This window comes from Sphingomonas sp., from assembly GCF_041661825.1.
Lineage (GTDB): Bacteria > Pseudomonadota > Alphaproteobacteria > Sphingomonadales > Sphingomonadaceae > Sphingomonas.
Map to the genome: position 1 here is coordinate 521460 of NZ_JBAZTU010000004.1, position 21597 is coordinate 543056.

A 21597-nucleotide genomic window follows, 5' to 3' on the forward strand; every position below is an offset into this window, starting at 1 on the left:
GGGATAAGGCGGCATGAGCGACGACCTGCCGACCCCGACGGCTCCCCTCCGCAAGCTCGGCTGGCGCACCGCGGCGATCCTGGGGGCAATCGCCTTCGTCGCCGGTCTCGGCGCGATGGCGCTGGGGCTCTACGCCTTTCCCCAATGGTTCGGCCAGAAGCCGGTCGCGACCGTGACCCTGCCGATCGCCTCCACCGCCGACGGTAAGCGCACGCCCGTCGTGATCGTGCCCGGCAGCGGCACGGCGGCACCGCCGGCGATCGACCTCGATGCGCTCTCGACCCGCGAGACCGAGCTGGCCGCGCGCCTCACCGACCTGGAGACGCGCACGGCGAACGTCGGTGGGCAGGCCCGTGCCGCTTCCGGCTATGCCACGCGCGCCGAAGGATTGATGATCGCCTTTGCCGCGCGCCGCCAGATCGATCGCGGCCTGCCGCTGGGTTATATCGAAGAGCAGTTGCGCGAGCGCTTCGGCCCGATCCAGCCCCAGGCGACGGGCACGATCATCCAGGCGGCACAGCAGCCGGTGACGATCGAGGATCTGCGCGTCGGGCTCGACGCGATCTCGCCCGAGCTGAAGACCGGTGCCGCGCGCGATGGCTGGCTCGCCAGCCTGCGGCGCGAGCTGGGCAATCTGATCGTGCTGCACCGGGCCGACACACCCTCTCCATTGCCGGCCGACCGGCTCACCCGGGCGCGGCGTACGCTGGAGGCCGGGCATGTCGAGGCGGCACTGGCCGAAGTGGCGCGGATGCCTGGGGCCGCCAGCGCCGAACGCTGGACGACCGCGGCGCGACGCTACATCGGCGCACGCCAGGCGCTCGACACGATCGAGACGGCAGCGATCATGGGCCAGGGTGCGGCTGGGCCTCGGTAGGGCGCAACCTGGAGATCGGGTGCGGGACTCTTCCCTGGCCAAAGCCCTATGGCATTTACACTTTGCTTATCCCTCTCGCATCGGGAGAGGGAGGGAGCCGCGAAGCGGCGGAAGGGTGAGGGTGACCAGCATGAGCGTTTCCCGCTCAGCCTCACCCCGCGCTGCTGCGCAGCTTGCCCCTCTCCTGAAAGGAGAGGGGAAGAAGACAGGGAAGGCGAACGCTGGCTCTCCGCGTTCTCGCGTAGCCAAAATCAGTTTTAAGCGTTGAGTCGCTCCAGCAGCGCCATCGCGCCGGCGGGTGCGCGCACCTTCGCACCGTTGATGAAGAACACGAAGGTATCGCGCGGTTTCTTTGCCGGCTGTTCGGGCGAAGCATAGGGCAGCCCGACGGGCTGGCAGCCCGCCGCCCAGGCCTGCGCGACCTCGAGCCAGCGATCGAGTTCGGCGGGGGTGTAGCCGGTCGGCACGGTCTCGACCGCCTTTTCCAGCCGGGCATAGACGAAGTCGCCGGTAACGTCGGCGATGGCGGGGTATTCGGCCGAATCGGCGAAGACGAGGGAGACGCCCGCGGCGCGCGCCATGGCGACGAATTCGGGCACATGGAAACTGTCATGCCGGACCTGGATCGCGTGGCGCAGCGCAACGCCCTTGTGCGACGCGGGCAGCAGCTTCAGGAAGGCCGCGAAATCATCGGCGTCGAATTTCTTGGTCGCCATGAACTGCCAGAGGATCGGGCCGAGCTTATCGCCCAGCTCGACGATACCCTGGCCGATGAACTTCGCGATCGAATCGCCCGATTCGGCGAGGACCTTGCGGTTGGTGCAGAAGCGCGAGGCCTTGAGCGCGAAGACGAAGCCGTCGGGCGCGGTCTTGGCCCAGGAGGCGAAGGTCGCCGGTTTCTGCGAGCCGTAATAGGTGCCGTTGACCTCGATCGCCGTCACCGCGCGCGAGGCATATTCAAGCTCGCGCTTCTGCGCCAGGCCCTCGGGGAAGAACACCCCGCGCCAGGGTTCATAGGTCCAGCCGCCGATGCCGGTGCGAATCATGCCGTTGCTCATGGAGAGGGTTCTAGGCCGGGAAGGCGCTTTCGCGAAGATGCGACACGCTGCTAGAGTCCAGAACGGACATGAAGTGGGGAAGACGATGGCGACCGACCGGACCGAGATCGATCCGACTGATCCCTATGAACGGACCGCACAGACCTTTCCGATCCTGCCCGAGGAAATGGTCGAGCGCATGATGGCCTATGGCAGCGCCGAAGCGGTCGAGAAGGGCATTGCGCTCTACACGCGGGGCGAGCGGGGCGTCGATTTCTTCGTGGTGCTGGACGGGTCGATCCAGGTGCTTGACACCGACGAGTGCGGGGTCGCCAGCATCTTCACCACGCATCATGCCCGCCAGTTCACCGGCGAGCTCGATCTGTTCAACAATCGCGCGATCCTGGTCACCGGGCGCACCGGCGAGGACAGCCGGGTGCTGCGGATCAGCCGGGTCGATTTCCGCCGCATGGTCTCGACCGAAGCGGATATCGGCGAGATCATCATGCGGGCGTTCATCCTGCGGCGCGTCGGGCTGATCAAACATGCGCATGGCGGCGCCACCTTGATCGGATCGGGGCATTCGGGCGATACCCAAAGACTGCAGCGATTCCTCGAGCGCAACGGCTATCCGCACCGCCTGCTCGACACCGACAGCGACCCGGACGCGGACGGCTTCCTCGAATGCTTCTCGATCACGCCGGACCAACTGCCGGTGGTGATTGCGCCGGGCGAATCGCTGCTGCGCAACCCGCCGACGGGCGAGCTGGCGGATGCGCTGGGGCTGACCGAGACGCTCGACCCGACGCGCGTCCATGACGTCATCGTGGTCGGCGCGGGGCCGGCGGGGCTGGCGGCGGCGGTCTATGCCGCGTCGGAAGGGCTCGACACGATCGTGCTCGAAGGGCTCGCACCGGGCGGGCAGGCCGGCACCAGTTCCAAGATCGAGAATTATCTCGGCTTCCCGACGGGCATTTCCGGCCGGGCGCTGGCCGGGCGGGCGCAGGTGCAGGCGCAGAAATTCGGGGCGCGGCTGGCCATCGCCCGGCCGGCGACGGCGCTCGATTGCAGCAAGGACCCTTATGTCGTGACGATGGAAGACGGGCAGCGCGTGTCCGGCCGGGCGGTCGTCGTCGCCAGCGGGGCACGCTATCGCCGGCTCGACGTGCCCGATTATGACCGGTTCGAGGGCCAGGGCATCCATTATGCCGCCACCGCGATGGAATCCAACCTCTGCGCCGGCGAGGAAGTGCTGGTGGTCGGCGGCGGCAACTCGGCCGGGCAGGCAGCGGTGTTCCTGTCGCGCACCGTGCGCCACCTCCATATCCTGGTGCGATCGCGCGGGTTGGCGGAGACGATGTCGGACTATCTCGTCCAGCGCATCCTCTCCTCGAGCCAGATCACCTTGCACACGCATTGCCAGGTCACCGGGTTGGAGGGGGACGGCTATCTGCGCCACGTGACCTGGACCAATATGAAGACCGGCGACGCGCAGCGCCACGACATCAGCAACATGTTCGTGATGATCGGGGCCGAGCCCAATACCGACTGGCTCGACGGCTGCCTGGCGCTGGACGACAAAGGATTCGTGAGGACCGGCGCCGATGCGGACGGGTCGACCTCGCCTTATGCCACGAGCAAGCCGGGCATCTTCGCGATCGGCGACGTGCGCGCGGGATCGGTCAAGCGCGTCGCTTCGGGCGTGGGTGAGGGATCGGTCGTCGTGTCCTCGGTCCACCGCTTCCTGCATCCGATGGAGTGATGCCGGTCAGGCGTGCTCGACGAAGGGGTAATGGTCGCGGATACGGCGATTGAAGAAGCCGCCCTTCGACGTCACGCGGCGCATCGCGTCGAACAGCGATTCGGGCACGTCGAGATAGGAGTAGCGCCGGCCGCTGACGAACTCGATGTCGAGCCGTTGCTCGGCCGGGTCATAGTCATAGGAGCGGATCACGCTGGAGGGCATGCGGCGTCAACGCGGAACGTCGCACGCCGGTTGCCGTTCGCGGGAAATGCGGGGTGATATGGACACGTCGGGCCCGTCGATCGTTACGGGGTTGGGCACTTCACCCACGAGGTGCCGAGCGAAGGGAATCTACATGAACGAGGACACGCTCGAGGGCGAGGGCCGCAATCTCGCAGGCCAGGTCAAGGAAGCCGTCGGCAAGGCCACGGGCGACCAGGCCACGCAGAATCAGGGCGTCGCCGACCAGATCAGCGGCAACCTCCAGCAAAGCTATGGCGCGGCGAAGGATGCGGTGACTCAGGGTATCGGCCCATTGGCGGACAAGGCCAAGGCCTTCGCCAAGGAACGGCCCTGGGCGACGGCCGCACTGGTCGGCACGCTCGCGCTGGCGGTGATCAACACGCTGCGCGGCAAGAAGGCCTAGGACTCATACTCACCCTGCGGGCTGGTTCGGCGCAGCCCGCTTCCCTATCTTGATAGGGAAACAGTCAAGCAGGGTGAGGCCGTGGCCGACTATCAGCTTTTCGATACCGCGAACGGCGTCGCCGCGATCGCCTGGACCGACGCCGGTGTGGTGGGCTTTCGCCTGCCGGCGGAGTCAGCGGAGAGGACCGAGCGGTCGCTGCTCCGCCGCTTTCCCGGCGCGGTGCGCCGCGCGCCGCCGCCTGAGATAGCCGCGGCCATCGCCGCGGCGCAGCGCTATTTCGAGGGCGAAGAGATCGACTTCTCCGGCGTGAAGGTCGATCTGGGCGAGCAGGCGCCCTTCTTCGCACAGATCTACGATTCGGTGCGGCGGCTCGGCTGGGGCCAGACCACGACTTATGGCGCAGTGGCGAAGGAGCTCGGCGCCGGCCCGGAATCCGCGCGCGCCGTGGGCCAGGCGATGGCCTCCAACCCGGTGCCGTTGATCGTTCCCTGCCACCGCGTGCTGGCGGCGGGCGGCAAGGTGGGCGGCTTTTCAGCGCCGGGCGGATCCGATTCGAAGGTGAAGATGCTGGCGATCGAAGGCATCGATCTGAGCCCGCCCGAACCGGCGCAGCAGGGATTCTTTTTCTAGGCGGGACATGAAAAAGGCCGCTTGCGCGGCCTGTTCCCGTACGAGAAACTGGAGCGGGCGAAGGGATTCGAACCCTCGACCCCAACCTTGGCAAGGTTGTGCTCTACCCCTGAGCTACGCCCGCTCTGGCGCCTGACCGATCGTTGGACCGGGCGGGTAAGGGGGCGGCCTCTAGCATCGGCTTTTGGGTCCGGCAACCCCCAGTCGTACAACAGGGTTCAAACCCATTCCCAATGAGATCGAGACAGCCTTATCCGGGATGCTGTGGAAGGAGGAGCGCGAAAAACGGGGTTCGCCCCCCGTTTGAGCGGTCCGACGCTCCACAGCGCCCGGATAAGGCTGCCCAAGGGGTGGGACGAAAAGGGTTGGCTTGAGGGGCCGCGCACCCACATAAGGCGCGAAGTGAAGCACGGGAGTGAGACTTGGCCAGTTTGGGAATGACCGCCGCGGAGCGCGAGGCAGTCGAAGAGTTCCGGCGCGACGTCGTCGAGCCGTCGATGACGAAGCTCGTCATCATCGATTTCTGGGCCGAATGGTGCGGGCCGTGCAAGGCGCTGACCCCGGTGCTGGAGAAGGTCGCGGCGGAATATGCCGACAAGGGCGTGGTGCTGGCCAAGGTCGATACCGACAAGAACCAGTTCATCTCCGCGCAATTCCAGATCAAGACGATCCCCACCGTCTATGCGATGTTCCAGGGGCAGCTCGTCGCCGACCTGACCAGCGCGCGCACCGAATCGCAGCTGAAGGTGATGCTCGACCAGATCCTTCGCCAGCTGCCGGTGGAGAGCGAAGCAGCGAGCGCCGAGGCCGAGATCGAGCCGCTGATCGCGATGGGCGAGCAATTGCTGGCGGATGGCGACACCGATCGGGCGCTGTCCGTGTTCGAGCAGATCGGCGAGATGGTGCCGGATCATCCCGCCGTGCTGTCGGGCCGGGTGCGGGCGCTGGTCGCGGCGAATCGGATCGACGAGGCCGAAGCGGCGATCGCGGCACTGCCCGAGGAACTGGCCAAGCTGCCCGAGATCGAGCGCGCGAAATCGGCGCTGGCGCTGGCGAAGGACGCCAAGCCGGTCGACGACCTGGCGGGCCTGGCGGCCGAAGTCGCGGCCAACCCCGATAATCTCGACAAGAGGTTCGAGCTGGCCGGCGGCCAGATGGCGGCGGGCGACCGCGATGCGGCGGCCGATTCGCTGCTGGGCATCATCGCCACGGACAAGGATTGGAACGAGGGTGCGGCCCGCCAGCAGCTGCTCAAGCTGTTCGAGGTGGTCGGTCTCGAGGATCCCTGGGTTTCGGCACAGCGGCGACGGTTATCGGCGATCCTGTTCGGATGACCGACGCGCCGGTCTCGACTCGGCTCTCGATCTTCCCGTTGCCCGGCGCGCTGCTGTTTCCCGGCATGCATCTGCCGCTCCACATCTTCGAGCCGCGATACCGCGCGATGGTATCCGATTCGATGGCGCGCGATCGGCGGATCGGCATGATCCAGCCGCGCCCCGGCCCGCTGGCGCCGGGCGAGGCGCCGGCCCTGTTCGAGATCGGCTGTGTCGGCCGTATCGCCGAGTTCGAGGCGAGCGAGGACGGGCGTTACAATCTGGTGCTGGAAGGCCTGGCGCTGTTCCGCATCATCCGCGAGCTCGAGGTGACGACCGCCTTCCGCCAGGTTGAGGCACTGTTGCTGCCGGTAGCGGCCGAAGCCGAGATATTATCCCTGTCGCGGCGATCCTCGCTGGAGATGGAATCGCGCCGCTTCGCCGATGCGCAGGGCTATGCGGTCGATTGGGAGGCCGTGAACCGGCTCGACGACGAGGCATTGGTCAACGGCATCGCCCAGATCGCTCCGTTCGACGTGGCGGCGAAGCAAGCACTGCTCGAAGCGCCGGGAATCGAGGATCGCGCCGAGCTGATCATCCAGCTGATGCAATTCTTCGGCCGCCACGACGGCGAGGATTCGGTGACCTTGCAGTGAGAAACGGCTTTCGGGGTCAAGGCCGGACCCTGAATCCGGCATCGGGCGCCACCCAGATCACTTTCTGATCCATCGCTGGCTGGGCCACCCCGTCGATCGATATCTTCGCGATCAAGTATTTACCCTCCGCAGCGTAACGCGTGCAGATATCCCGTCCGAGGATCGGTTTGGCGATCGCTTCGACAGCCTCGTCGACTCTCTTGTGGAATTTGGGATCTTCCATGTCGGTGCCATCCATAACCGTCGTCATGTCAGAGGCATCAATGTCTTGCTGACGGATGGCGCCACATATCGCGCCCGCTTCGATGCGAACCGGCGATTCGATATTCCACACGGTGGTCGGGCTCATAACGAGGAGAATATGGGCGATGTTCGTGATCGAACCGTCCGGAGCGCGGCGATATTCAGCCAACGAGCGGCACGTTTTCTTGACGGTGTCAGGCTCATAGCATTGCAGTTGCCCCTTCCACGCCGCCTCGAGTGGGCCAGTATCCGCGACCTGGCCGGTGAGCAGTGCAACCGCTAGCGCAATACCCATGAGTCCTCCTAAACCGTAAGCCCCTGGAGCAGCTTCGGCACCTCGCCCGATTCGCCGCGCGCCTCGGCCATAAAGCGGTCCTTGAGCGGGGGCAGCTTCTGCACCGCCGACAGGCCGAAGCGGCGCACGGCGGAGGCAGTGCGGCCGGGAATGCCGAACAGGCGCGTCAGGCCGTCGGTGGCGGCGGCGACCATGAAGGTGTCGAGGCTGCGCCAGCGTTCGTACCGGGCGAGAAGCTGCGGATCGCCGAGATCGAGGCCAAGGCGTTTGCCCTCGACCAGCACTTCGACGAGGGTCGCCACGTCGCGGAAGCCGACATTGACGCCCTGGCCCGCGATCGGGTGGATGCCGTGCGCGGCGTCGCCGACCAGCGCGAGCCGATCGGCCGTGATCGTCGCGGCATGGTGGAAGCCGAGCGGATAGCTCGACCGCGCGCCGAGCGGGCCGAGCTTGCCCAGGAAACCGCCCATTTTCTTCTCTGCCTCAGCCAGGAAGCCGCGATCGGACAATTTGAGCATGCCCGGCGCCTCGTCGCGGCGCACCGACCAGACGATCGCCGAGCGATGGCCCCGATCGTCGTCGTTCAGCGGCAGGATCGCGAAGGGACCCTTCGGGTAGAAGATCTCATAGGCGATATTTTCGTGGCTGATCTCGTGATGGAGCGACGTCACCAGCGCGGCATGATCATAGGTCCAGCGCGCGACCTTCAGCCCGGCCGATTCGCGCGTCGGCGAGTTGCGGCCCTCGGCGGCGATCAGCAGCGGGGCGGTGACGACCGCGCCCGAATCGAGCGTGACGGTGACGCCGTGAGCGCCGCGATCGACCGCGACGGCGCGGGTTTTCATGCGCACATCGACGCCCGGTGCCGCCTCGGCCGCCTCGAGCAGCGCGCCGCGCAGGCGCCGGTTCTCGAACATATGGCCAAGCGCGCCGCTCTCCGTATCGGGCTCGAAATCGAGCGCGCCCGGCTCGAGCCCGTCGCTGACCCTGATGCCCTGGATCGGGCAGCCATGGCCGGTCAGCCGATCGACCACGCCGATCGTGTCGAGCATGCGATAGGGCGCGCTGGCGATCGCCGAGGCGCGGCCGTCGAAACCGGCGGCGAGGATCACCTGCGGATCGGCAATGTCGATGACGATGGCGGTGAGGCCGTGCGCGTCGAGCGCCACGGCGAGTGCGCTGCCGACCAGGCCACCGCCCAGGATGATGACGTCCGCTCTGTCCATGGGCTCGCTCTAGCGCGCGGCAGGCACGGTGCCAATGCGTCCGCCCAATGGGTTAACCTTGACGTCGGACTCGCCAGGAGCGATGATTCCACGCGTACAGACAGCGAACAATCAAGGACCAGATCATGGCTAGCCGGGCGCAGCCGCCCTTGTGGCGCGAGACGGTGAAGGCAGGCGCCGCGCGAAGCGGCGCGCTGATCGGCGCGATGGCGATCGCCCTCGCGACGCTGCTCGTGTTCGTCTCGCTCGTCACCTATCATTCGGGCGACCCGTCGTTGAACACCGCGTCGGGCGGGCCGGCCGAGAACTGGCTGGGCACGCCGGGCGCCTGGGTCGCCGATATCGGTTATGCCCTGTTCGGCTTCCCCGTCTTCCTATTCCTGCCGGTCGCGCTGATCATTGCGGCGCGGCTTTGGGCCGATGTGCCGGTCGGGCGCTGGAAGCTGATGCTGCTGGCTGCGCTGGGCGGCATCGCGTTGATGAGCACCACCGGGGCCTTGATCCGGGAGTCGGCGGTGCGTTGGCTTCCGGCGGGACCGGGCGGCGTGATCGGCATGGCGCTGGCGGACCTGGTGCGTCTGGCGACCGGCTTCATCGGCGATACGGCGATTCGCTGGTGGACAGGTCTCGCCATCGCCATTCTCACTGGACTGGCGGGCGCCGGCGTCTGGGCGCTGAGCTTCATCATCGACATCGGCGACCGCCCGCGCCGCTTGCCCAAGCCCAAACCCGTCAAGGCGGAGCGTCGCACGCCCGAACAGGAGGTGTTCGCCCCCGAGCCGGCGCGCAAGCCGACGCCCCGCGCCGTCGCGACGCCCGATTCGCGGCCTGGACCCATCATCGCCGAGCGCACGCTCGCACCGTCAGTGGCCAAGCCGAAGGCCAAACAAGCCTCGTTCGATCTGGGCGACAATTCACAGCTTCCTCCGCTCGACCTGCTGAAGCCCGCGCCGCCAGCGCCGGGCGGCCCAGTCGACAAGGCAGCGCTCGAACGCAATGCACGGCTGCTCGAATCGGTGCTCGATGATTTCCACGTGAAGGGATCGATCATCAATATCCGGCCCGGCCCGGTCGTGACGATGTACGAGCTGGAGCCTGCATCGGGCATCAAAGCCAGCCGGGTGATCCAGCTTGCCGACGATATCGCGCGCAACATGTCGGCGATTTCGGCACGCGTTGCGACCATTCCCGGGCGCACGGTGATCGGCATCGAGCTGCCCAATGTCCGGCGGGAAACGGTGGGGCTGCACGAGCTGATCGGATCGCAATCCTTCGACGACCAGTCCGCCTCGTTGCCCCTGGTGCTCGGCAAGAACATCGCCGGCGACCCCGTCATCGCCGATCTCGCGCCGATGCCACATCTGCTCGTCGCCGGCACGACCGGGTCGGGCAAGTCGGTCGGGCTCAACTGCATGATCCTGTCGCTGCTCTACCGGCTTCGGCCGGACCAGTGCCGCATGATCATGATCGACCCGAAGATGCTCGAGCTGAGCATGTACGAGGACATCCCGCATCTGCTGTCCCCCGTCGTCACCGACCCCGCCAAGGCCGTGCGCGCACTAAAATGGGCGGTCGAGCAGATGGAGGAACGCTACCGCATGATGTCCTCCGTCGGGGTGCGCAGCCTCGCCAGCTTCAACGAGAAGGTGCGCGCTGCGCGGACCAAGGGCCAGCCGCTCGGCCGGCGCGTGCAGACGGGTTATGATTCCGAGACCGGCCAGCCGGTCTATGAGGAAGAGACGCTCGACTTCCAACCGCTGCCGCAGATCGTTGTGATCGTCGACGAACTTGCCGATCTGATGATGACGGCGGGCAAGGAAGTCGAATTCCTGATCCAGCGCCTCGCGCAAAAGGCACGCGCGGCGGGCATCCATCTGATCATGGCGACGCAGCGACCATCGGTCGACGTCATCACTGGCGTGATCAAGGCGAACCTGCCGACCCGAATCAGCTTCCACGTCACCTCCAAGATCGATTCGCGCACCATCCTGGGCGAGCAGGGTGCCGAGCAGCTGCTAGGCAAGGGCGACATGCTCTATATGCCGGGCGGCAAGGGCATCGTGCGCGTGCACGGCCCGTTCGTCAGCGACGACGAAGTGCGCGCCGTGGCGGATCACTGGCGGGCGCAGGGCCGACCCGATTATATCCAGTCCGTCACCGAGGAGCCTGAGGACGGCTTCGCACTGGACGGTGCGCCAGACGGCGAGGATTCGGCCGAAGACCAGCAATATCGCTCCGCCATCCAGCTCGTCGTGGAAAGCCAGAAGGCCTCGACCTCCTGGCTGCAGCGGCAGCTTCGGATCGGCTACAACAGCGCTGCGCGGCTGATCGAGCGGATGGAGAAGGACGGCATCGTCAGCCGCCCCGACCATGTCGGGCGGCGCGACGTGTTACGCGACCGGGACGGGAACCCGCTGTAAGGCTTGCGGTTCAGAAGGGGTTCAACCCGACGCACCTAGCGCCGGGACCTGTCTCGGGAGAATATCGTGATCCTTCGCAATCTGTCCGTGTTGGGAGCGCTCGCCGTCCCGGCACTGGTCGCAGCGGCCCCGGCCACCGGCGATCTGGCGCTTGTCCAGAGCCATCTCCAGTCAGTGCAGAGCCTGACTGCCGCGTTCAGCCAGACCGACCGTGCCGGCAAGGTGCTGACCGGCACCCTAACCTTGAAGAAGCCGGGCAAGATCCGCTTCCAGTATCAGAAGGGCGTTCCGATCCTGATCGTCGGCGACGGTAAGGCACTGACCTTCATCGATTATTCGGTGAAGCAGGTGCAGCGCTGGCCGATCGGCAATTCGCCGCTCAGCGTATTGCTCGATCCCAGCAAGGACATGACGCGCTTCGCCAAGGTCATTCCGGGATTCGACCCGCGGATCATTTCAGTCGAGGCGAACGACCCCAAGCATCCCGAATATGGCCGCATCACCCTGGTCTTCATCCGCGACGCAAGCGCGCCGGGCGGGCTGATGCTGCAGGGCTGGGTCGCGCTCGATTCGCAAAACAACCGCACGACGATCCGCCTGTCGAATCAGCAGTTCAACGCGCCGGTGAGCGACAGGACGTTCAATTGGAACGACCCGCGGCGGAGTTTGGGCCGAAACTGACCCTTCGTTCATAGTGGCGACAGGTTCGGGCCCCTAGAAAGACATTGCGGATGTGGGGCGGCCCGAGATTTTCCCCCTGTTGCTCGGACGACCTGCTTCCCGCCTGCGTGACGAACGCTAGGTCGGCCCTCGCTCCATGCCCCCGGAGCGAGGGCCTTTCCATTTCCGGCTCTTTCCCTTGCTGCCCCATTCCTTGTCGGCACCCATTCCCGCCGCTACATCGCCTTGATGGCGCTCAAGATCGTTTCCTGGAACATCAACTCGGTTCGGTTCCGTATCGAGATTGTCGAACGTTTTCTTCGCGAAGTGTCTCCCGACATTTTGTGCCTTCAGGAAACCAAGGTGATCGACGGGGATTTCCCGACCGCGCCGTTCCGCGCGCTCGGCTACAACCATATCATCCTGCATGGACAGCGCATGCACCACGGCGTGGCGATCATCAGCCGCGTGCCGCTGGTCGAGGATGACCGGTTCGACTGGCAGGCCAATCGCGAAGCGCGGCATGTCGGCGTGCGGCTGAACAACGGCGTGCGGCTGGAAAATGTCTATGTGCCCGCGGGCGGCGACGTGCCCGACCGCGAGGTGAACCCGAAATTCGGGCAGAAGCTCGATTTCGTCGAGCGGATGACGCGCTGGTCGGAAGGGCTGACCGTGCCGACGATCCTGGTCGGCGATTTCAACATCGCCCCGCTCGAAGCCGACGTGTGGAGCCACAAGCAACTGCTCGACGTGGTCAGCCACACCCCGATCGAGGTCGCGGCGCTGGACGGGCTAAAGGCGTCGAACGACTGGGTCGATCTCGGGCGCCATTTTGTGCCGGCCCCCGACCGGCTGTTCACCTGGTGGAGCTACCGCGCGAAGGACTGGCTCGCCTCGGACCGCGGGCGGCGACTCGACCATATGTGGGCGACCGCCGATGTCGCGAAGACGGCGGTGAGCCATACGGTGTTCGAGGATTGCCGAAGCTGGCTGAAGCCATCCGATCATATCCCCATCATGACCGGGTTCGCAGTGTGACCGACGCACGAAGGACGGCAGAAGCAATCGACGCCTTGCGGCGCGGGTGGCCGATCGCGATCGTGGGGGCCGATGGTGCGCTGGCATTGTTGCCGATCGAGACGACCGATCCGACGCGGCTGACGACGTTCGATCCGGCTGGCCGGGCGTCCGTTCTGCTCACCTCGGGCCGAGCGGCGACGCTGAAGCTTGCCAACCAACGCGAGGCGGCGGCGCCGGATTGCCCGGTGCTCGTCGAGCGAGCGCCCTGGCTGGATTTTGCGGCGGCAACCGCGCTGGCCGATCCGCAATTCGACCTCCGGACACCGCTGAAAGGCCCGTTCCGTGCGATTGCGGTCGAAGCGCCCGAGGCCGCGGCTGCCGCGCTGCGGCTGGCACGGATCGGCGGGGTATTGCCCGCTTTCTTCGCCATTCCGGGTGCGACGGCCCAGGTGACGCTGACGCCGGCGGATATCGACGCGCATGAGGACGCCGCCCGGCTGACCATTGCGACGCGCGCGCGCCTGCCGGTGTCAGGTGCCGAAAATACCGAGATCGTCGCCTTCCGCACGCCTGAAATGCCCGGGGAGCACGTCGCGCTGCTGATCGGCGCACCGAACGGCCAGCCGCCGCTCGTCCGCCTGCACAGCGAATGCCTGACCGGCGACGTGCTCGGCAGCCTGAAGTGCGATTGCGGGCCGCAGCTCGACGCGGCGATCCGGGCGATCTCGGACAGCGGCTGGGGCATTTTGCTCTATCTGCGGCAGGAAGGGCGCGGGATCGGGCTGATCAACAAGCTGCGCGCCTATGCGCTGCAGGACCAGGGGTTCGACACGGTCGATGCGAACACGCGGCTGGGCTTCGCGGTCGACTCACGCAATTTCGCCGTGGCGGCGCGGATGCTCGAATTGCTCGGCCAGCGATCGGTGCGGCTGCTGACCAACAATCCGGAGAAGGTTGCGCAACTCGAAGGCGCAGGAATCAAGGTGGTCGAGCGGGTGCCGCATGTCCTGCCGGCCAACCCGCATAACGAGCGCTATCTCGCGACCAAGCGCGACCGCACCGGGCACCAGTTCTAGGGTGCGCTATTTTCTCGACGTCGAGTTCAACGGGTTCGGCGGGGAGCTGATCGCGCTCGCCTTGGTGCCCGAGGCCGAAGACATGCCGCCCTTTTATGAAGCAGTACGATGCGAGCAGCCAACACCGTGGGTCGCCGACCATGTCCTGCCGGTGTTGGATATCGCGCCGGTGGATCGTGCGACGATGGCGCGGCGTTTCGAGACATATCTCGGCGATGACCCCGATCCCCTGCTGATCGCCGACTGGCCGGAGGATATCGCGCATGCGGCGATGCTGATGGTGATCGCGCCAGGGCGACGCATGGCGCTCGACCGGATCCGTTTCGAGATGCTCGATTCGATCGGATTCGATTCAGCCGCAATGAGCGCCGTGCCGCACAATGCCTATCACGATGCGCTCGCGCTCCGGACCTTCACGCTCGCGCGCGAACGTTAGGCGAGCAGCCGGGCCACCTCGTCGAAGTCCGTCGCGATGTCGCGCACCCCAAGCGCCCTCAGCCTGGCGGCATGGTCCGGCCCGCAATGCGTGCCGCCGCAAAAGCCGATGACATAGGCGCCCGAGGCGACTGCGCCCGTCGCGCCGACCGGCGAATCCTCCAGGATCGCGCAGCGCCCGATGTCGACGCCGAGCGCGGCCGCGGCATGAAGATAGAGATCGGGCGCCGGCTTGCCGCGCGCGACATGCTCGCGCCCCGAGAAGATCTTGTCGCCGAACGCATCGCGGATGCCGAGATGCTCGAGATGGCGCTCGATCCAGCGAGTCTTGCTCGACGAGGCGATGGCGCGGGGGAAGTCAGCCGGCAGGCTCCGCACAAAGGCCACTGCGCCAGCGACTGCATCGAGCCCTTCGCGCATCGCCCGGTCATCCTCGGCCTTGCGCGCCACATGGAAATCGTCGGGCAGCACCCGACCGATCCAGCGTTCGATCGCCGCGAGGAAATCGCTACCCGCCAGCCCCATGAAATTAGCCATGGATTCCTCGGCCGTGGTGGGGTGGCCCGCACCAGTGAGATAATCGGCGATCTGCTTGTTGCCGGCATATTCGCTTTCAAGCAGCACGCCGTCGAAATCGAAGATCAGCGCATCCGCCTTCATCAACGTGCGCCGAACAGCGCGGTGCCGACACGGACATGAGTGGCGCCAAGCGTCACCGCGGTCTCGTAGTCGCCCGACATGCCCATGCTCAGCTCGGCAAGATCATTGTCGCGCGCCAGCTTGGCCAGCAGCGCGAAATAGGGCGCCGGCTCCACATCGGCCGGGGGTACTGCCATCAACCCGACAACCGGCAGGCCCGCTGTGCGTGCTTCAGCAAGCAGATCGGGCAGCGCATCGATCGCGCAGCCACCCTTTTGCTCCTCATCGCCGATATTGACCTGGATGAAACAATCGGGCCGCCTGCCCTGCCGCTCCATCGCCCGGGCGAGCGCCAGGATCAGCGAGGATCGGTCGACCGAATGGATCGCATCGAAGAGCTCCACGGCTTCTTCCGCCTTGTTCGACTGGAGTTGGCCGACGAGGTGGAGCTGCACATCCGGCCACGCACCCCGCAGCGCCGGCCATTTGGCCTGGGCCTCCTGCACACGATTCTCGCCAAAGATTCGCTGGCCGGCCGCAAGCAGGGGTTCGATCTCCTCCGCGGCCTTGGTCTTGGACACGGCGATCAGGGTGACGGTATCAGCCTTGCGATCGGCAAGCCGTGCGGCGCGGGCGATGGCCTCGCGCACGATATTGAGGCGGGTCTCGGGGTCGTCGGGCTGCATCGGCAGCGCTATAGGCAGGGGCGTGCCGCACCGCCACCCCAAGCACCCGCCGATTCCGACGCTGTGGCTGATGACCGACGAGCGCATGGGCGACGAGCTATGGGCGGCAATCCAAGCCTTGCCGCGCGGCGCGGGGATCGTATTCCGCCATCACGCGACCGGCCTTGCCGAACGGCGCGCGCTGTTTGCGCGGGTGGCCCGCGTGGCGCGGCCCAAGCGGCTAATGCTGATACGGGCCGGATCGACACCGTTCGGGCCTGAAGCCGGGGTTCATGGGCACGGCTCGCTCCGGCCAGGCGGCGTCCGTACCTGGGCGGCGCATTCCCGGGCAGAGGCGATCGCCGGCAAGCGCGCTGGTGCGGACCTGCTGTTCGTGTCGCCGCTCTATCCGACTCGATCGCACCCCGGTGCCGGGGCGCTTGGGCCGGCCCGCGCCGCCGCCATCGCGCGCGGGCTCGGCATTCCCGTCATCGCGCTAGGCGGGATGGACGCGGCGCGATTCAGGAAATTGCGGAAAGCGGGATTTCACGGCTGGGCGGCGATTGACGCCTGGCTACCCGATCAGAAGCGGAACGCCGTCCCGATATAGACTGCCTGGCTGTCGCGGCGATCGTCCGGCGCGGGCTGGAGGCGATAATCGCGCTCCGCCTTGTAGCGGACGCCCGCCGTCACATCGAGGTTCCGGGTCAGGCGATAGGAACCGCCGACATCGAGCGAATAGGCCGGTGCTTCCTCGACCAGCTTGGGTCCGTTCGGCAGCGGCCGATCGGCGCCCGCCTTCACCCGGCCGGTGAAGCGGTTGCCGGAATAGCTGACACCGACATCGACTGCCTCGCGGCTGCCCGGCATGCCGGCGAGGTCGACCTTGGCGACATCGCCCGACAGCGCAAACCGACGCCAGCCGACCGCGACGCCCAGATTATAGGCGATCGGCGCGATGCTGACCGAGGACGGCGTATCGATGATCGACCCGGCGCGCTCAGCGGCCAGCGCCGTACGAGTCGAGCGTGCGCGAACAGCGACGGTGACGGCACGGTTGCCGTTGCGGCGCGATTCGGTCGGGGTGAAGCGGAAGCTGCTGGTGTCGAGCCCGCTCCGCGCGAACACCGCCGCGAGCTTGGGGTCGGCCGCGGCCGGAGTGAAGGAGTTGATGTCGCCGACGTTCAACGGCGCGATGCGCTTGATCGGCAAGCGCGAATCGCCCGGTGCGCCGATCGCCGGTGCCATGGCGAAGCCGGCGGCGACGAGCGCCCCCACTCCGATTCCAGACATCCAACGCCTTGAAAACACGTGCGACCCCTTGCGATGCCCGGATTCGGCACCTTCACTCTAAATGGCGCCTATCACGATTCGATCCAGCCCTGCCACTGTCTTGACGCATTTTCCCCCGAAGTGTTGCGCGCGGCACACAGGCCGCCCGCGCGCGCCATGCTTGCGGCAGGCGCGAGACCATCTATAGATGCCCGAGATTCTCATGAAACCGTCCAGGAAACCGCCGATGAACCGCCTTTTGCGTACCGCGATTGTGGTTTCGCTTGCCCTCCCGCTCATGGCCTGCGGCCATCGCGGCAAGGATCGCGCTGCCCCCGATCTGGCCGCCGCCAAGGTGACCACGATCGGCGTGAACTCCTATCTGTGGCGGGCCAGCCTCGACACGCTGAGCTTCATGCCGCTGCTCCAGACCGATTCGAATGGCGGCGTGATCGTGACCGACTGGTATGTGAACCCGGCTGCCCCGACCGAGCGGATGAAGGTGACCGTGACGATCCTCGACCAGGACCTGCGCGCCGACGGCCTGCGCGTCGCGGCGCTGCGCGAAGTCAACCAGGGCGGGCAATGGGTCGCGTCGCCCGTCGCCGCGGCGACCGTGCAGAAGCTCGAGGATATCATTCTGACACGGGCGCGCGATCTGCGCCGCGCCGCCATCGCCAACTAAAGGCGTTCTCCCTATGGCGTCACGCTTCAACGCGCTGAAGGCGGACGCGGCTTGGCAGAAGGTGTGGGACGACCGCCACACCTTCGCTGCGCGCGACGATTCGACCAAGCCGCGCACCTATGTGCTCGAGATGTTTCCGTACCCATCGGGACGGATCCATATCGGCCATGTCCGCAACTATACGATGGGCGACGTGCTTGCCCGGTATCGCCGGATGACCGGCCATGAAGTGCTCCATCCGATGGGTTGGGACGCGTTCGGCATGCCCGCCGAGAATGCCGCGATGGAAAAGGGCGTGCATCCCGGCGGCTGGACCCGCGCCAATATCGCCACGATGAAGGCGCAGCTGAAACGCCTTGGCTTCGCGCTCGACTGGACGCGCGAACTGGCGACCTGCGAACCCGATTATTACGGGCATGAGCAGGCGCTGTTCCTCGACCTGTTCGCGTCGGGCCTGGTCTATCGCAAGGAATCCTCGGTCAACTGGGATCCCGTCGACATGACCGTGCTCGCCAACGAGCAGGTAATCGACGGCCGCGGCTGGCGATCGGGCGCCCTGGTCGAGCGGCGCAAGCTGAGCCAGTGGTTCCTGAAGATCACCGATTTCGCCGACGAGCTGCTGGAAGGCCTGGATGGGTTGGAGCATTGGCCCGACAAGGTGAAGCTGATGCAGGAGAACTGGATCGGCAAGAGCCAGGGCCTGACCTTCCGCTTCACGCTGTCCGACGGCGAAGAAGTCGAGGTGTTCACCACCCGACCCGACACGATCTTCGGATCGAGCTTCGTCGCGGTCGCGGCGGACCATCCGATCGCGCGGGCGCTGGCCGAGCGCGATCCGGCGGCGGCCGCGTTCATCGAGCTGTGCAAGCGTGGCGGCACGACCGCGGCCGAGATCGAGACTCAGGAGAAGCTGGGCTTCGACACCGGGCTGCGTGCGACGCATCCCTTTGATCAGACGTGGAAACTTCCAGTCTACATCGCCAATTTCGTGCTGATGGACTATGGCACCGGCGCGGTGTTCGGCGTGCCGGCGCACGACCAGCGCGACCTGGATTTCGCGCGGAAATACGACCTGCCGGTGCGCCGCGTCGTCTCCGAGGGCGATGTGACCGATCCCGTCTTCACGGGCGACGAGGCCTATACCGGTCCCGGCACGCTGGTGAACTCGCACTTCCTCGACGGCATGGATGTCGAGGATGGCAAGCGCACCGTAATCCGCCGCGCCGAGGAAGAAGGCTGGGGCACTGGCTCGACCGTGTTCCGCCTGCGCGACTGGGGTGTGTCGCGCCAGCGTTACTGGGGCACCCCGATCCCGATCATCCACTGCGACGCCTGCGGCGCCGTGCCGGTGCCGCGCGGGCAATTGCCGGTCATACTGCCCGAGGACGTCAGTTTCGACATTCCCGGCAACCCGCTGGATCGCCATCCGACCTGGAAAAATGTCGACTGCCCGAGCTGTGGCGGCGCGGCGCGGCGCGAGACCGATACGCTCGACACCTTTGTCGATTCTTCCTGGTATTTCATTCGCTTCGCCAGCCAGCCAGGCAATGCGCCGTTCGATCGCGCGGTGGCCGAGAAGTGGCTGCCGGTCGCGCAATATATCGGCGGGGTGGAGCATGCGATCCTGCACCTGCTCTATGCGCGCTTCTGGACCCGAGCGCTGCGCCATATCGGCATGCTCGACGTGGCCGAGCCCTTTGCCGGGCTGTTCACGCAAGGCATGGTCACGCACGAGACCTATTCGCGCGGCGAAGGCGGCGAACGAATCTGGTATGGTCCCGATGACGTCACGGTCGGCGGCGGCAAGGCAGTCCTGAAGGCCGATGGTGCGCCGGTGGCGATCGGCCGCGTCGAGAAGATGTCGAAGTCGAAGAAGAACACCGTCGACCCGACCGGCATCGTCGACCAGTACGGCGCCGACGCAGTCCGCTGGTTCATGCTCTCCGACAGCCCGCCCGAGCGCGACCTGCCGTGGAGCGAGGCAGGCATCGAGGGATGCTGGCGCTTTATTCAGCGGCTGTGGCGGCTGTTCGACGGTCTGGCCGAGGCCGAGGCGAGCGATGCCCGCGATACGGCGCTCGACCGCAAGACGCACCAGACGATCGCCGGCATCGCCGCCGATATCGAGGCGCTGTCGTTCAACAAGGCCGTCGCCAAGCTGTATGAGCTGGTCAATGCGATCGAGCGCGCCGGCCCTTCCGCCTCGCGCATCGAGGCGATCCGCGCGCTGATGCGGCTGGTATCACCGATGGCGCCACACCTTGCCGAGGAAGCCTGGGCGGCCAATGGCGGCGAAGGCCTGATCGCCGACGCGCCCTGGCCCGAAGTCGACCCTGCCCTGCTGGTCGAGGACGAGGCGACCATCGCGCTCCAGGTCAACGGCAAGCTGCGCGACACGGTGAAGGTCGCCAAAGGCACGCCGCGCGAAGCGATGGAGACGATCGCCTTGGCCAACGCCAATGTGCAGCGTATCCTGGACGGCGCCGTCCCCAAAAAGGTGATCGTCGTGCCCGACCGTCTCGTGAACATCGTCGCATGAAGCACCAGCCGCTTCTCGCTGCCCTGGCGTTGATGCTGTCGGGTTGCGGGCTGCATCCGCTCTATTCGGGCGGCGCGTCGGGCGCGGTTGCGACGACCCTGACGCGGGTCGAGGTAGGGCCGATCGAGGGCAAAGCGGGCTGGCTGATGACCAACGCGCTGAACGACCGACTCCAGACCAGCGGCACCCCGCTCTACCGGCTCGAAATCAAGCTCGACGACAAGATCATCGGCCTCGGCGTGCGCCGCGACGACAGCGTCTCGCGCGAGCGGCGGTCGCTGCGCGCGCGCTACCAGCTGGTCGATCTGTCCAAGGGTACGGTATTGCTCGATGCGACCGCGGGATCGGACGCAGGCATCGACGTGGTCAATTCCGAATATGCGACGATCGCAGCGGAGAACACGGCGCTTGAGCGGCTGTCCGACATCGTCGCTGACCAGATCGTCGCGCGCGTCGCGCTCTATGCGCAGCGGACCGCAGCGCCGGCGCCATGAGCCGGCCGTGAAGGCAAACGCCAACCAGATCCGCGCCGCGATCGATGCGGCAAGCCCCGATATCCGCCTCTATCTGCTCCACGGGCCCGACGAATCGGGCGCGCAGGAGATCGCAGCCCGGCTGGCGCGAACGATGGGTCCCGATGCGGAGCGGGTCGATTTCGAACCCTCGACGCTCAAATCGAATCCCGGGCGCCTGGCGGACGAGGCGGCCTCCATGTCGCTGTTCGGCAGCGCGCGCCACATCCGGATCAGCGGCGCCGGCGATGAGTGCCTGGAGGCCTTCACCCTGCTGCTCGACTCCGAACGGGCCGGGAATCCGGTCGTCGCCATCGCGCCGTCGCTCAAGGCGACGTCGAAGGCGGTCAAGCTGGCGCTGGGAGCCGCGCGCGCGATGAGCTTCGCCTGTTACCTGCCCGAGGGCGGTGACGCGGAGAAGCTCGCCACCGCGATCGCACGCGAGCAGGGCCTGCGCACCACTGGCGACACCGCGGCGCGGCTCGCCAATGCCACCGGCGGCGACCGGGCGGTGATGACCCGGGAGCTGGAGAAGCTCGCGCTCTATCTCGACGCCTCGCCCGAGCGGCCGCGTGAGCTGGACGACGCGGCACTGGACGATGTCGGGGCGGATCTGGGCGATTCGGAGATGAGCCGCGCCATCGACGCAGCGATCGATGGACGCCCCGACGCCCTGGGCAGCGAGCTCGCTCGGCTCGAGGAAGCCGGCGTGTCGCCGATTCCGGTGCTGCGGCAATTGGTTCGGCGGTTGATGACTCTGGCTGAGCTGCAGGCGGAGATCGAGGCCGGCGCGAGCCCGGGGACAGTGATTGAGCGCGTGTTCTTCCGTGAACGCGCCTCGACCGGTCGGGCGCTGCGGACCTGGTCAGCACCGAAGATCAGCGAAGCGATTCAGCGCGCTCGGCTGGCGGAGCGGGCAATCATGAGTTCAGCCAATGCAGGGACGGTGCTGGCCCAGTCGGCAATCGTGGCAGTGGCCCGGATGGCCGCGCGACAGCGTTAGA

Annotated in this window: 23 protein-coding genes and 1 tRNA gene; 16 read left to right on the forward strand and 8 right to left on the reverse strand. The window is 66.6% G+C overall.

The features are described 5' to 3' along the window. Nucleotides 1-13 precede the first annotated feature (13 nt). Complete coding sequence (locus WC729_RS21075) at nt 14-877, forward strand: hypothetical protein (RefSeq protein WP_372856389.1); 864 nt, start codon at nt 14-16, stop codon at nt 875-877. A 257-nt stretch (nt 878-1134) separates the two neighbouring features. Here WC729_RS21075 and WC729_RS21080 read toward each other — a convergent pair whose 3' ends face one another. Further along, on the reverse strand, nt 1135-1935 hold the full coding sequence (locus WC729_RS21080) for a DUF72 domain-containing protein (protein ID WP_372856390.1): 801 nt from the start codon (nt 1933-1935) through the stop codon (nt 1135-1137). Nucleotides 1936-2020: 85 nt separating this feature from the next. On the opposite strand from WC729_RS21080, the gene WC729_RS21085 reads away from it, so the two are divergent. Next, nucleotides 2021-3676 carry an FAD-dependent oxidoreductase gene (locus WC729_RS21085; protein WP_372856391.1) on the forward strand — a complete coding sequence of 552 codons (1656 nt, stop codon included), beginning with the start codon at nt 2021-2023 and terminating at the stop codon, nt 3674-3676. A gap of 6 nt (nt 3677-3682) precedes the next feature. On the opposite strand, the gene WC729_RS21090 is transcribed toward WC729_RS21085, so the two are convergent. Beyond that, a complete protein-coding gene (locus WC729_RS21090; protein WP_372856392.1) occupies nt 3683-3868 on the reverse strand; it encodes a KTSC domain-containing protein in 186 nt (61 codons plus the stop codon). 145 nt (nt 3869-4013) lie between these two features. Between WC729_RS21090 and WC729_RS21095 the strand changes: the two genes are divergently transcribed. After that, complete coding sequence (locus WC729_RS21095) at nt 4014-4304, forward strand: CsbD family protein (RefSeq protein WP_372856393.1); 291 nt, start codon at nt 4014-4016, stop codon at nt 4302-4304. 81 nt (nt 4305-4385) lie between these two features. Beyond that, nucleotides 4386-4937, forward strand: coding sequence for a methylated-DNA--[protein]-cysteine S-methyltransferase (locus tag WC729_RS21100; RefSeq protein WP_372856394.1), 552 nt, complete (start codon nt 4386-4388; stop codon nt 4935-4937). 49 nt (nt 4938-4986) lie between these two features. On the opposite strand, the gene WC729_RS21105 is transcribed toward WC729_RS21100, so the two are convergent. Further along, nucleotides 4987-5061, reverse strand: a tRNA-Gly gene (locus tag WC729_RS21105). Nucleotides 5062-5374: 313 nt separating this feature from the next. Here WC729_RS21105 and WC729_RS21110 point away from each other — a divergent pair. Both WC729_RS21110 and WC729_RS21115 read left to right on the forward strand, forming a co-directional pair. Further along, complete coding sequence (locus tag WC729_RS21110) at nt 5375-6271, forward strand: tetratricopeptide repeat protein (protein ID WP_372856645.1); 897 nt, start codon at nt 5375-5377, stop codon at nt 6269-6271. After that, nucleotides 6268-6906, forward strand: coding sequence for an LON peptidase substrate-binding domain-containing protein (locus WC729_RS21115; RefSeq protein WP_372856395.1), 639 nt, complete (start codon nt 6268-6270; stop codon nt 6904-6906). Before WC729_RS21110 ends, WC729_RS21115 begins: the two co-directional genes overlap by 4 nt. Before the next feature lie 16 nt (nt 6907-6922). On the opposite strand, the gene WC729_RS21120 is transcribed toward WC729_RS21115, so the two are convergent. Both WC729_RS21120 and WC729_RS21125 read right to left on the reverse strand, forming a co-directional pair. After that, nucleotides 6923-7444 carry a hypothetical protein gene (locus WC729_RS21120; protein ID WP_372856396.1) on the reverse strand — a complete coding sequence of 174 codons (522 nt, stop codon included), beginning with the start codon at nt 7442-7444 and terminating at the stop codon, nt 6923-6925. 8 nt (nt 7445-7452) lie between these two features. Continuing rightward, on the reverse strand, nt 7453-8670 hold the full coding sequence (locus WC729_RS21125) for a UbiH/UbiF/VisC/COQ6 family ubiquinone biosynthesis hydroxylase (protein ID WP_372856397.1): 1218 nt from the start codon (nt 8668-8670) through the stop codon (nt 7453-7455). A 125-nt stretch (nt 8671-8795) separates the two neighbouring features. Here WC729_RS21125 and WC729_RS21130 point away from each other — a divergent pair, with 125 nt between their 5' ends. From WC729_RS21130 to WC729_RS21150, 5 genes are all read left to right on the forward strand, one after another. Next, nucleotides 8796-11090, forward strand: a complete 2295-nt coding sequence (locus WC729_RS21130; protein WP_372856398.1) for a DNA translocase FtsK — start codon at nt 8796-8798, stop codon at nt 11088-11090. A 66-nt stretch (nt 11091-11156) separates the two neighbouring features. Next, entirely contained in the window at nt 11157-11771 is a 615-nt protein-coding gene (locus WC729_RS21135; RefSeq protein WP_372856399.1) for an outer membrane lipoprotein carrier protein LolA, read from the forward strand. Nucleotides 11772-11999: 228 nt separating this feature from the next. Then, the gene (locus WC729_RS21140) at nt 12000-12788 is read left to right on the forward strand and encodes an exodeoxyribonuclease III (protein ID WP_372856400.1); all 789 of its coding nucleotides are present in this window, start codon (nt 12000-12002) and stop codon (nt 12786-12788) included. After that, nucleotides 12785-13846 (forward strand): GTP cyclohydrolase II, encoded by a 1062-nt coding sequence (gene ribA / locus WC729_RS21145; protein ID WP_372856401.1) that lies wholly within the window; start codon nt 12785-12787, stop codon nt 13844-13846. The genes WC729_RS21140 and ribA overlap by 4 nt, the downstream gene beginning before the upstream one ends. Nucleotide 13847: 1 nt before the next feature. Further along, nucleotides 13848-14282, forward strand: coding sequence for a hypothetical protein (locus WC729_RS21150; RefSeq protein WP_372856402.1), 435 nt, complete (start codon nt 13848-13850; stop codon nt 14280-14282). Here WC729_RS21150 and WC729_RS21155 read toward each other — a convergent pair. Both WC729_RS21155 and WC729_RS21160 read right to left on the reverse strand, forming a co-directional pair. After that, a complete protein-coding gene (locus WC729_RS21155) occupies nt 14279-14941 on the reverse strand; it encodes an HAD family hydrolase (RefSeq protein WP_372856403.1) in 663 nt (220 codons plus the stop codon). The genes WC729_RS21150 and WC729_RS21155 overlap by 4 nt on opposite strands. Continuing rightward, the gene (locus WC729_RS21160) at nt 14941-15606 is read right to left on the reverse strand and encodes a YggS family pyridoxal phosphate-dependent enzyme (protein WP_372856404.1); all 666 of its coding nucleotides are present in this window, start codon (nt 15604-15606) and stop codon (nt 14941-14943) included. The genes WC729_RS21155 and WC729_RS21160 overlap by 1 nt, the downstream gene beginning before the upstream one ends. Nucleotides 15607-15676: 70 nt before the next feature. Here WC729_RS21160 and WC729_RS21165 point away from each other — a divergent pair, with 70 nt between their 5' ends. Beyond that, the gene (locus WC729_RS21165; protein WP_372856405.1) at nt 15677-16195 is read left to right on the forward strand and encodes a thiamine phosphate synthase; all 519 of its coding nucleotides are present in this window, start codon (nt 15677-15679) and stop codon (nt 16193-16195) included. Here WC729_RS21165 and WC729_RS21170 read toward each other — a convergent pair. Next, complete coding sequence (locus tag WC729_RS21170) at nt 16168-16878, reverse strand: porin (RefSeq protein ID WP_372856406.1); 711 nt, start codon at nt 16876-16878, stop codon at nt 16168-16170. The genes WC729_RS21165 and WC729_RS21170 overlap by 28 nt on opposite strands. A 226-nt stretch (nt 16879-17104) precedes the next feature. Between WC729_RS21170 and WC729_RS21175 the strand changes: the two genes are divergently transcribed. The 4 genes from WC729_RS21175 to holA are packed head-to-tail and all read left to right on the forward strand — an operon-like array spanning nt 17105 to nt 21596. Next, nucleotides 17105-17542: a DUF3576 domain-containing protein gene (locus WC729_RS21175; RefSeq protein WP_372856407.1), complete on the forward strand. Its 438-nt coding sequence runs from the start codon at nt 17105-17107 to the stop codon at nt 17540-17542. A 13-nt stretch (nt 17543-17555) separates the two neighbouring features. Beyond that, nucleotides 17556-20081, forward strand: a complete 2526-nt coding sequence (gene leuS, locus WC729_RS21180) for a leucine--tRNA ligase (RefSeq protein WP_372856408.1) — start codon at nt 17556-17558, stop codon at nt 20079-20081. Then, entirely contained in the window at nt 20078-20575 is a 498-nt protein-coding gene (gene lptE, locus WC729_RS21185; RefSeq protein WP_372856409.1) for an LPS assembly lipoprotein LptE, read from the forward strand. The genes leuS and lptE overlap by 4 nt, the downstream gene beginning before the upstream one ends. Before the next feature lie 7 nt (nt 20576-20582). Continuing rightward, nucleotides 20583-21596 carry a DNA polymerase III subunit delta gene (holA, locus tag WC729_RS21190; protein WP_372856646.1) on the forward strand — a complete coding sequence of 338 codons (1014 nt, stop codon included), beginning with the start codon at nt 20583-20585 and terminating at the stop codon, nt 21594-21596. Nucleotide 21597 lies beyond the last annotated feature (1 nt).